The organism is Nonomuraea sp. NPDC005983, assembly GCF_040614375.1.
Taxonomy (GTDB): domain Bacteria; phylum Actinomycetota; class Actinomycetes; order Streptosporangiales; family Streptosporangiaceae; genus Nonomuraea.
Genome location: NZ_JBEXUP010000049.1, coordinates 47,460 through 58,486, shown reverse-complemented (window position 1 = coordinate 58,486; position 11,027 = coordinate 47,460). Strand labels below are relative to the sequence as shown.

The window sequence follows — 11,027 nt, the reverse complement described above, 5'->3', positions numbered from 1 at the left end:
GCGACGTCCAGCCCGCCCGCGGCGGCGAACCCGGCGAGCGCCCGCTCGGTCGCCGGGTCGAGCGTCGTGCACGCGGGCAGGACGATCGCGGCATAGGACTCTTCCGCGACCTCCAACCGCGCCGCGACCTCCTGCCGGGGGTCCCCGGCATCAGGCGGGGAGGGCCGGAGGGTGGCGCGTTGGATCGAGTCGTCGTCGATGACGTCGGCGTCGAGGCCGAGGAGGTCCAGGGTGCCGGGGATCATGCGGAACCACGCCATCTCGCCCACGATCTCCCGGTAGACCTGCTGCGCCCGGGACGCCTCCGCGTCCACGCCGTCGAGCCGGGTGCCGGACTGGACGGTCGCCGTGGGTATGAGGACCGCGATGTCGCAGTCGTGGCGTCCGAGCGAGAGCGCCGCGCACAGGCGGGTGACGGCGTCGGCGAAGACGCGGTGGTGCCGCCAGTACGGCTGACGCCAGTCCGTGGACGGCGGGGCCCACTCCCACCATCCGGCCTTGGTCGTGTAGTACACGGCGTGCGGGTTGTACAGGGTGGCCCCGGCGCGCAGCCAGGGGAGCAGCCAGTCGAACGTCTCCTCCAGCGTGCCGCCCCATCCGCTGGAGTGGAACGCCTCGATCCAGGTGCGCGGCCTGCCGTACAGGTGGGCGAGCGAGGAGTGCACGCGGGCGTCGCCGTGGTGGTCGGAGCCGGGCGCGCTGAACCAGCGGTGGGTGCGCGCGTAGTCGGCGTACAGCTGGACGCCTTCGACCGGGTGCCCGGCACGGGCCGGGTCCTGCTGGTCGCAGCCGCTGAGCAGGCCGTGGCGGTCGTGCCACGCGGCGAGCGGCCGGAAGAACGCCTCCTCCGCGAGCTCGGCTCGGGTGCGCTGGTAGTCGCGGCGGACACGGCCCGCCTCGCCGCCGTCCTGCCACAGCATCGGCAGGTGGGGGACGAGGTCGTAGCCGCGGCGCCGCTCGAACTCCGCGGCGAAATCGGCCGACCAGGTGGGGATCGTGGGCAGCTCGTCCTGGAAGGAGCCGGCGATGACGCCGCCGAGCCGGTGCCCGAGCCTGCGCTCGAACTCGCCGTGGACGCGGTCGATCAGCGCCGCGCACGCCTCGGCGGACAGGTAGTCGAAGCCGCGGGTGGTCACCGACCCATCGGGGGCCAGCCACCGGCCGGCGAAGCGGGGCTCCTCGTCGACGAGGCGGGCCTGGATGTCGGCGCCCGAGAAGCCGAGCTGGTCGTAGAACCACAGGGAGACCCCGAGCTCCGCGGCGTCGTCGCACACCTGCTCCAGCAGGGCCCACCAGGCTTCGGAGAAGAACGGCGGGTCGTCGGCGTCGGAGCCGAACATCGGCCCTGACGGCGCCAGGTTGAGGATCACCAGGTTCCACACGCCGCCCTCGACGAACCGTTCGAGCTGCCAGCGCAGCCGGTCGCGCCGCAGCGGCTCGCCGCTCCACCACCAGATGGCCGCGGGGGAGTGGGTGCGGGGCGGTTCGCGCAGGATCTCGGCGAGTTCCGGCGGCAGGGTCATGACGGCTCCAGTGGGGGGATGACCTGCGCCGCGGCGGGACGGCAGGGGAGGCGGAGGGGAGCGTGTCGTAACGCGGCCTTCACATTGGCATGTGATCCTCACGCTGTCCAGCGTTAAAATCTCGGCACATCCCGTCGGTGGCACTCCCGCCCAGGGGAGCGCAGCGAGCGACTCTCGCCGATGTGCCGGTGATCCTCCCGGTAAGAGCCGGACGCTGAGCCGCTCACCTCGCGTTATCATGCATGTTACGTTCACATCAAGTTTGCTAAGTTCCGTGACAGGGGCCGCGGGATCACTCCCACGGGGGCGTGCCGGCCTGACCTGGGCGGATGACCGGTCTGCGGTCGCCAGGGCCGCTGGTGGAGGACGCGCGGGGGAATCGGTCCGGGCGTAATCTGGATTATGTCGGCTCAGCCCTGACGACCTGGTGACCCGAGGGCTGAGCGGGTGGAGCATCCATGACTGAGGTGGCATCGAACAGCGCGAGGACGTCCAGGCTGCCCGCCGAGCTGACCAGCTTCGTGGGGCGCCGGCACGAAACAGCCGAGGTCAAGCGGTTGCTGGCCGATTCCAGGCTGGTGACGCTCGTCGGCGTGGGGGGCGTCGGCAAGACCCGGCTGGCCCTGCGGGTCGCGGTCGACCTGCGGCGCGCGTTCCGCGACGGCGTGTGGCTGGTCGAGCTCGCGGCATTGGAGAACCCCGAGCTGCTCCCCCAGATGGTGGCCGAAACCCTGGACATCCATGACCGCTCCGTGCGGCCCACGATGGAGGTTCTCACCGACCACCTGCGCGACAAGCAGCTGCTCCTGGTCCTCGACAACTGCGAGCACCTGCTCGACGCGTCCGCCGTCCTGGCGGAGATACTGGTCCGCGCCGCGCCCGAGCTCCGAATCCTGGCGACCAGCCGGCAGGCGCTCGGCGTGCCGGGCGAGCAGACGATGCCCGTGCCGGCACTGCCGATGCCGGACCGCGAGAGCGCCATGCTCTCCACCGATGCACTGGCGCAACTGGACGCGGTACGGCTGCTCGCCGAGCGCGCCAAGGCCGTGCTGCCCGGCTTCGCCGTCACCGACGCCAACAGGGAGACCGTGGCGCGGCTCTGCCGGGGCCTCGACGGCATCCCGCTCGCGATCGAGCTGGCGGCCGTCCGGTTGCGGGCCATCTCCGTCGACCAGCTGCTGACACGGCTGGAGGACCGGTTCCGGCTGCTCACGGTGGGGTCACGGGCCGCGCTGCCCCGGCAGCAGACGCTGCGGGCGCTGATCGACTGGAGCTACACCCTGTGCACCGAGCACGAGCGCCTGCTCTGGGAGCGGCTGTCCGTGTTCACCGGCGGTCTGGACCTGGAAGCGGCCGAGCAGGTGTGCACCGGCGACGGCATCACCCCCGAGGAGATCGCCGGCCTGATGATCGGCTTGGTGGACAAGTCCATCCTCGTCCGGGAAGAGCATGACTCGTCGGTGCGGTACCGGCTGCTGGAGACCATCCGCCAGTACGGACGCGACCGGCTGCGCGAGTCCGGCAGGGAGACCGAGGTGCGGCGCCGGCACCGCGACTGGTGCCAGGACCTCGTGCTCCGCGCGCAGCACGGCTGGTACGGGCCCGACCAGGTCGCCTGGTTCGCGCGGCTGCGCACCGAGCACGGCAACCTCCGCACGGCCCTGGACTTCTGCCTGTCCACACCCGGCGAGATCGAGCCCGGCCTGGTCATCGCGACGGCGCTACGGTACTACTGGATCGCCGCCGGCTCCCTGCACGAGGGGCGCAACCGGCTCGGCCACCTGCTCGCCATCGACACGGAGCCGACCCCCACCCGCGCCCGGGCTCTGTGCCTCAACGCGCGGCTCGCCGTCCTGCAGAGCGACTTCGCGGTCGCGGCGGTCATGCTGGACGAGGCCCGCGAGCTGGGCCGCAGGTTCGACGACCCGGCGGTCATGGCGGGAGCCGCGTACGTCTCCGGCCTCGCGGCCCTGGTCAGGCGGGACCTCACAGGAGCGCTGACCCTCCTCGGCGAGGCGCTCGAAGGTCACCGCCGGACCGACGACCCGATGGGCATCGTGAACTCGCTGATCTACCTCGCCACCGCGCACTCGCTCCTCGGCGACTCCGAGGAGGCCGTCGCGCTGTTCGAGGAGTGTCTGACCATCTGCGAGGCGCAACGCGAGCACTGGTTCAGGTCGTACGCGCTGTGGATGTTCGGCATCGAGGTGTGGAGGCAGGGCGACACGCGGCGAGGCGTGGAGATGGAGCGCCAGGCCATGCGGCTCAAGGAGCCCTTCGACGACCGCCTGGGCCAGGCCCTGTGCACCGAGGCGCTGGCCTGGATGGCCGCCGGCAGTGGCGACGGCGAGCGCGCCGCCGTCCTGCTGGGAGCCCTGCGGGAGATCTGGCGCTCCTTCGGCGGCCCGCTGTTCGGCTACCTCGGCGGGTACCACGACGAGTGCGAGACGGCGGCACGGGAGATGCTCGGCGACAGGAGGTTCGACGCCGCCATCCAGCGGGGCACCGGGCTCACCCACGAGGAGGCGTTCGAGTGCGCCATGGTCGACAGGATGTCGGATCAGCGGCGCTCGCGAGAGCCCTCGCAGCTGACCCGCAGGGAGATGGAGATCGCCAGGCTCGTCGCCGAGGGGATGAGCAACAAGGAGATCGCGGCCGCGCTGGTGATCGCCCAGCGGACCGCAGAGGGGCACGTCGAGCACATCCTGTCCAAGCTCGGGTTCAACTCGCGCGTCCAGATCGCCGCCTGGGTCGGCGGCCAGGACTAGCGCCGGTGGCCCTCCCGCCGGGTGTGGCGGCCAGGCTGCGATCTGCTTTCCGGCGGAACCCCGCCCCCGTGTTGATCGTTTAGGCGTGCGGCTGACACAAACAACCTTCGACAGGGAGAACAAGCCGTGGTCTTCAAACGGATGCTGGGTGCTTTCGGCGTCGGCGCCCCCTCGGTGGACACCGTCCTGGCCACCTCGCGGATCCAGCCGGGCGGGCTGCTGTCCGGCGAGGTCCGGCTCTCCGGCGGGGACTTCGACGCCGACATCGAGCACATCACCCTCGGCCTGGTCGCACGGGTGGAGATCGAGCACGGCGACGGCGAGCAGGCCGGGCTCGGCGAGTTCTCCCGCGTCCAGGTCTCCGGCCCGTTCACGCTGCGCAAGGGCGAGAACCGCACCATCGACTTCCAGGTCCCGGTGCCGTGGGAGACGCCGATCAGCGAGATCGGCGGCCGGCCGCTGGCGGGCATGGCGCTCGGCGTCCGCACCGAGCTGGCCATCGCCAAGGCCGTCGACAAGGGCGATCTCGACATGATCGCGGTCGAGCCGCTGCCGTCGCAGCTGCGCATCCTGGACGCGTTCCTGCAGCTCGGCTTCTACTTCAACTCCGCCGACCTGGAGGCCGGGCACCTGTACGGGGTGCACCAGGAGCTGCCGTTCTACCAGGAGATCGAGTTCTACCCGCCCAGCCAGCACGCCGGGGTCGTGGGCGAGGTCGAGCTCACCTTCGTGGCGAGCCCGTCGGGGCTGGAGGTCGTCCTGGAGGCTGACAAGCGCGCGGGCCGCTACTCCTCCGGCGACGCCATCGGCCGCTTCCACGTCAGCCACGAGGACGCCCTGCGCACCGACTGGCCCAGCGAGATCGACCGCTGGCTGGCCGGGCTGAGCCAGTACGCCCACGGCGGCTACGGCCACCCCGGGTATGGCCACGGCGGCCACCACGGCGACTACGGCAACCCGCAGCACTACGGCCACCACGAGCCGCACTACGAGCAGCACCGCAGCGGGCCCGGCTGGGGCGCGGTGGCCGCGGCCGGCGCCGCCGGTGTGGTAGGCGGTCTCGTGGCGGGCGAGATCGTCGAGGAGATCTTCGAAGGCGACGAGGACGAGGGCGGAGACAGCGACTGGTAGGCCTCGCCCGCAGGGGCCCATGAGTCGGCAGCCCGTCACCGGTTCGGTGGCGGGCTGTTTCACGTGCCACCGTCGCCTCCAGGGGACGGCCTTGCCGCGTCACTCTCCGTGAGTGATCGACACATCGTATTGACGTTTTCTTGACGCCTTCACCTGGTAAAACGCCCCTTTGCCGTGAGTAGTGTGCAATCCGGCTTTACGTGGTCTTGATGTGGGGGTGGCCGGAATGGTGCTGGCGGAACGGCCAGGGCCGACGGAGAGGACGCTGCGATCGTGGCTGTTGGAGGGCCTGCAGACCGACCGTAAGCAGATCGAGCACGGCCCGCACGTGAAGCACCCGTGGTGGCGGGTGATGTGCCTGACCGGCGTCGACTACTTCTCCACGCTGGGCTACCAGCCGGGGATCGCCGCGCTGGCGGCCGGGCTGCTGTCGCCGCTGGCCACCCTGCTCCTGGTGGCGCTGACGTTGCTGGGCGCGCTGCCGGTCTACCGGCGGGTGGCCGCGGAGAGCCCGTACGGGCAGGGCTCGATCGCGATGCTGGAGAAGCTCGCGCCGCAGTGGTGGGGCAAGTTCTTCGTGCTGGCCCTGCTCGGGTTCGCGGCCACGGACTTCGTGATCACGATGACGCTGTCGGCGGCCGACGCCACCGCGCACATCCTGGAGAACCCGTTCGTCCCCGATTTCCTGCAGGGGCAGCGGGTGCTGGTCACGCTCGTCCTGCTGGCGCTGCTCGGCGGGGTGTTCCTGATGGGGTTCACCGAGGCGATCGGCATCGCGGTCGTGCTCGTCTTCGTCTACCTCGGACTCAACGCGGTGGTGGTGGCCGCCGCGATCGTCCACCTGCTGGAAGCCCCCCACCTGGTCGTCGACTGGAAACAGGCGCTGAGCGTGAACTACAGCAGCCCGCTGGCGATGATCGGGCTGTCGCTCCTGGTGATGCCCAAGCTCGCGCTGGGCATGTCCGGGTTCGAGACCGGCGTGGCCGTGATGCCGGTGGTCAAGGGCGACGTCCAGCAGCGGATCCAGGGCACGAGACGGCTGCTCACCACGGCCGCGGTGATCATGAGCGTCTTCCTGATCTTCACCAGCTTCCTGACCACCGTGCTCATCCCGCACCAGGAGTTCCTGGAGGGCGGCAGGGCGAACGGGCGCGCCCTGGCGTACCTGGCCCACGGCTACCTCGGCGACTGGTTCGGCACCGCGTACGACGTGAGCACGATCGCGATCCTCTGGTTCGCCGGGGCCTCGGCGATGGCGGGCCTGATCAACCTGGTGCCGCGGTACCTGCCCCGGTACGGCATGGCGCCGGAGTGGACGGGCGCGGTGCGCCCGCTCGTGCTGGTGTTCTCGGTCATCGGGTGCGCGATCACGATCATCTTCGACGCGGACGTGGACGCGCAGGGCGGCGCGTACGCGACCGGCGTGCTGGTGCTGATGCTGTCGGCGGCGGTCGCGGTGACGCTGTCGGCGTACCGGAAGCGTCAGCGCGGGGCGACGGCCGGGTTCGGCCTGATCGCGGCGGTCCTGGCGTACACGCTGGTGGACAACGTCTTCGAGCGTCCCGACGGGGTCAAGATCGCCTCGTTCTTCATCGCGGCCATCATCGTCACCTCGCTGGTCTCGCGGGCGACCCGCTCCACGGAGCTGCGCGTCACCGAGGTACGTCTTGATCCGCTGGCGGAGGAGTTCGTCAACGGGGCGGCCGGCGAGATCCACCTGATCGCCAACGAGCCGCACGAGCGCGACCAGCGCGAGTACAACGACAAGCTGCGCGAGCAGTGGATCAACCATCGGCTGCGCAGCTCCGAGCCGGTCATGTTCGTGGAGGTCTCCGTGCCCGACGCCTCGGAGTTCGAGACCGAGCTGCACGTCATGGGCGAGGAGCGATACGGGCACAAGATCCTGCGCATCGAGAGCTCTGCGGTGCCGAACTCGCTCGCGGCGCTGCTGCTCTACCTGCGCGACCGCACCGGCCGCCCGCCGCACATCTACTTCCACTGGGCCGAGGGCAACCCGATCGTGGCGATGCTGCGTTACCTCGTCTTCGGCGGTGGCGACGTGCCCCCTCTCACCCGCGAGGTGCTCCGCAAGGCGGAGCCCGACCTCGAGCGCAGGCCGCACGTCCACGTCGGGTGAGGCGCCCCCCTTGGTCTTTTTGCGCGTCAAGACTCCGCAAGGGTTCGGGGTATCCGCGTAGCGGTTGCGTCAGGACGACCACGAGCCGTGCCGGGGCGGGGCAGAGTCGATGAACGAATGCGCAAAAAGGGGGATTTGTTCATGGACCAGTACGGCTGGCCGCCCTTCCCGGTGCCCGAGCCCGCGAGCCCGTACGAGATCGAGATCGAGCGCGACCGGCTCCGCGAGATCAGGTCCGGGCTCGCGGACGCGGCCGCGCCGCTCGACGACGCGCTCGCTGCCCTCGTCGGCCTGACCGTGGCGGAGTCGGCGTTCACCTCCTTCACCTACTCACTGGCCCTCGCCTACAACGAGGTCGAGGCGTGCACCGCCCAGGAGCTCAGGCACAAGGCCGAGGACACGGTCCAGGTGCACGACGGGCTCGGTGCGTCCCTCGCCACCTGGGTGGCCGCGGAGCACGCCAGCACGCTGAGAACGGCGTGACGCTCGACGGCGGAGCCCGGCTGGCGAAGCTGAGCCTCGAGGTCGGGGCGGGCGCGGCGCTGACGCTGTCGGCGCTGGGCGTGCCCCTCGGCTGGCCGTTCGTCGGCAGGATGTACATCCACCAGTACGACCCCAAGGCGTTCTTCGACGCCGCCGGAACCTGGCTCAAGATCGCGGACGACGTGGGCGAGGCCAGGCGTCGCATCGGGGAACTCGTCGGCGGGGTCTCAGTAAAGGGCTGGCGGAGCGAGGACGGCAGGGCCTTCCAACACCGGATGGACCGCTATCTCGGGGACCTGGCGAGCATCCATATCCGGGCCCGCGTCACCGCCGCCGTGCTCTACGTGGTGGCTGCCGCCCTGCTCGCGATGGTCATGTTCCAGTGGCTGGTGGCCACGGCGATGGCGGCCGTCGCCGCCTGGGTGCTCCTCGCGACCGTCACCCCCATCAGCCTCGTGGGCGCCCGCGTCCTGGCGCACAACGTGCTGGCGGACATGTACGCCGTCTACCAGATGGTGGAGTCCGGGGTGGACACCGTGCTCCACGTCGCCGCCGGGGCGCTGGGCGTCACGATCGCGGGCGACATCCTGGTCGAGGCGGTCGACGGGGACTTCAGCACGATTGGCGACCTCGCCGCGGGCACCCTCGCGCAGGGCCCCCTTCTCGTCTGGGGCTCCGCGAACCGGTTCGAGCGTGACCTGACCGCCCAGGGCCTGGGCGGCGAGATGCCGCTGCGCGCGGGCTTCGCGCAGGCGGCGGGTGCCAAGGCCGTCAACGACGTCGCGAGCGGCAGTCAGACCGTCACCGGTCGGCACGTCCCGGAGCAGGACGAGGACGGCTCCTACGCCGTTCCGTGGGAGTGAGCCGCTCGCTCGTAGGGATCGTGTCAACAATCCGCCTCATGGCGTATGAAAGCCGTCAAGAAGTGCAAAATCCCCCAAATTCCGGGATTTGCTTTCCTTGTGACCACCTGTCCGGTGGTCGAGAAAGTCCTTTCCGGAACTGAGGAGTGGGGATGGCAGACGTCATCTTCGTCGCCCTGACGATCGCGGTCTTCGTGATCCTCGGGCTGGTCGTCAAGGCGGTGGAACGGCTGTGAGCGAGCGAACCATCGGACACAGCAGCGCCGCGCTCGCAGGTCTGACGGAGGAGGACCTGTGAGGGAGCGCAGCGAGCGAACCATCGGACACAGCAGCGCCGCGCTCGCAGGTCTGACGGAGGAAGACCTGTGAGCGCCGTCAACGCCATCGGTCTCGCCGTGGTCGTCGGCCTGGTGATCTTCATCGTCGTGGCCCTTCTCTTCCCGGAGCGTTTCTGATGCCCCCGACGATGGCCGGGATCCTCTTCATGGGGTCCCTCATCCTCGCCCTGGCCCTGTGCTACCGGCCGCTGGGCGACTACATGTACCGCGTCTACACCGGCGCCCGGCACAGCGCCGTCGAGCGGGTGATCTACCGGCTGCTCGGCGTCAAGCCCGACACCGAGCAGCGCTGGGGCGTCTACGCGCGCGGCGTGCTGGCCTTCTCGGTGCTGTCGATCCTGTTCCTGTACGGCCTGCAGCGCATCCAGGACCACCTGTTCCTGAGCCTCGGCATGAAGCCCGTCGAGCCCGCGATGGCCTGGAACACCGCCGTCAGCTTCGTCACCAATACCAACTGGCAGGCGTACTCGGGCGAGTCGACCATGGGGCACGTGGTGCAGACCGCGGGCCTGGCCGTGCAGAACTTCGTGTCGGCGGCCGTCGGCATGTCGGTGGCCATGGCGCTGGTGCGCGGCTTCGCCCGCAAGAAGTCCGACACCCTGGGCAACTTCTGGGTCGACCTGGTCCGCGGCACGCTCCGCATCCTGCTGCCGATCGCGTTCGTCGGCGCGCTCCTGCTGGTGGCCGGCGGCGCCATCCAGAACTTCGGTGACCACTTCACCTGGGCCACGCTGACCGGAGGCGAGCAGACGTTCACCCCGGCCGCCGCGGCCAGCCAGGAGGCCATCAAGGACCTGGGCACCAACGGCGGCGGCATCTTCAACGCCAACTCCGCCCATCCGTTCGAGAATCCGACGTCCTGGACGAACTGGCTGACCATCTTCCTGCTGGTGGTGATCGCGTTCTGCATGCCGCGCACGTTCGGCCGGATGGTCGGCGACAACCGGCAGGGATACGCGATCGTCTCGGTCATGGCGGTCATCGCCCTCATCAGCCTCGGCGTGACGAACTGGTCGGAGCTGAGCGCGAACGGCACCGTGCCGCAGGCGATCGGCCAGGCCATGGAGGGCAGGGAGGCCCGCTTCGGGGTGTCGAACTCGGGCACGTTCGCCACCGCCACCACGCTGACGTCCACAGGCGCCGTCGACTCCTTCCACGACTCCTACACGGCCATCGGCGGCGGCATGCTGATCTTCAACATGCTGCTCGGCGAGGTCGCGCCGGGCGGCGTCGGATCGGGTCTGTACGGAATCCTGATCCTCGCCGTGATCACGGTGTTCGTGGCGGGCCTGATGGTCGGTCGCACGCCGGAGTACCTGGGCAAGAAGATCGGCGCCCGCGAGATCAAGCTGGCCTCCCTGTACTTCCTGGTCACCCCGATGCTGGTGCTGGTCGGCACCTCCGTGGCGATGGCCACGCAGACGGGCCGCGCGGCGATCCTGAACGCCGGGCCGCACGGGCTGTCGGAGATCCTCTACGCCTACACGAGCGCATCGAACAACAACGGCTCCGCGTTCGCGGGTGTCAGCGTGAACACCCCCTTCCACAACACCACGCTCGGCCTGTGCATGGCGTTCGGCCGGTTCCTGCCGATCGTGCTCGTCCTGGCGCTGGCAGGGTCGCTGGCCAGGCAGGCGCCGGTTCCGGTCTCCGCGGGCACGCTGCCCACCCACCGGCCGCAGTTCGTCGGCATGGTCGTCGGCGTGACGCTCATCCTGGTCGCCCTGACGTTCCTCCCGGCGCTCGCGCTCGGCCCCCTCGCAGAAGGACTGCTCTGACATGTC

Annotated in this window: 8 protein-coding genes; 7 read left to right on the top strand and 1 reads right to left on the bottom strand. The window is 70.1% G+C overall.

Features of this window, described 5'->3' with window-relative positions; genetic code table 11:
- On the bottom strand, positions 1–1,523 hold a 1,523-nt coding region (locus ABZ297_RS22120; protein ID WP_355349094.1), incomplete at its 3' end, for a glycosyl hydrolase.
- 458 nt (positions 1,524–1,981) lie between these two features.
- Here ABZ297_RS22120 and ABZ297_RS22115 point away from each other — a divergent pair.
- From ABZ297_RS22115 to kdpA, 7 genes are all read left to right on the top strand, one after another.
- Complete coding sequence (locus ABZ297_RS22115; protein ID WP_355349091.1) at positions 1,982–4,291, top strand: LuxR C-terminal-related transcriptional regulator; 2,310 nt, start codon at positions 1,982–1,984, stop codon at positions 4,289–4,291.
- A gap of 126 nt (positions 4,292–4,417) precedes the next feature.
- Positions 4,418–5,422 (top strand): sporulation protein, encoded by a 1,005-nt coding sequence (locus ABZ297_RS22110; RefSeq protein WP_355349088.1) that lies wholly within the window; start codon positions 4,418–4,420, stop codon positions 5,420–5,422.
- Between the two features lie 226 nt (positions 5,423–5,648).
- Complete coding sequence (locus ABZ297_RS22105) at positions 5,649–7,559, top strand: amino acid transporter (RefSeq protein WP_355349085.1); 1,911 nt, start codon at positions 5,649–5,651, stop codon at positions 7,557–7,559.
- Between the two features lie 141 nt (positions 7,560–7,700).
- A complete protein-coding gene (locus tag ABZ297_RS22100; RefSeq protein ID WP_355349082.1) occupies positions 7,701–8,042 on the top strand; it encodes a hypothetical protein in 342 nt (113 codons plus the stop codon).
- Complete coding sequence (locus ABZ297_RS22095; protein ID WP_355349079.1) at positions 8,039–8,905, top strand: hypothetical protein; 867 nt, start codon at positions 8,039–8,041, stop codon at positions 8,903–8,905. The genes ABZ297_RS22100 and ABZ297_RS22095 overlap by 4 nt, the downstream gene beginning before the upstream one ends.
- 365 nt (positions 8,906–9,270) lie before the next feature.
- Positions 9,271–9,360, top strand: a complete 90-nt coding sequence (gene kdpF, locus ABZ297_RS22090; RefSeq protein ID WP_355349076.1) for a K(+)-transporting ATPase subunit F — start codon at positions 9,271–9,273, stop codon at positions 9,358–9,360.
- A complete protein-coding gene (gene kdpA, locus ABZ297_RS22085) occupies positions 9,360–11,021 on the top strand; it encodes a potassium-transporting ATPase subunit KdpA (protein WP_355349073.1) in 1,662 nt (553 codons plus the stop codon). Before kdpF ends, kdpA begins: the two co-directional genes overlap by 1 nt.
- The last annotated feature ends 6 nt before the right edge of the window (positions 11,022–11,027 follow it).

Coding starts and splice junctions, on each gene's coding strand:
- ABZ297_RS22115 (WP_355349091.1), top strand. CDS start 1,982: ATGACTGAGGTGGCATCGAACAGCGCGAGGACGTCCAGGCTGCCCGCC.
- ABZ297_RS22105 (WP_355349085.1), top strand. CDS start 5,649: ATGGTGCTGGCGGAACGGCCAGGGCCGACGGAGAGGACGCTGCGATCG.
- ABZ297_RS22100 (WP_355349082.1), top strand. CDS start 7,701: ATGGACCAGTACGGCTGGCCGCCCTTCCCGGTGCCCGAGCCCGCGAGC.
- kdpA (WP_355349073.1), top strand. CDS start 9,360: ATGCCCCCGACGATGGCCGGGATCCTCTTCATGGGGTCCCTCATCCTC.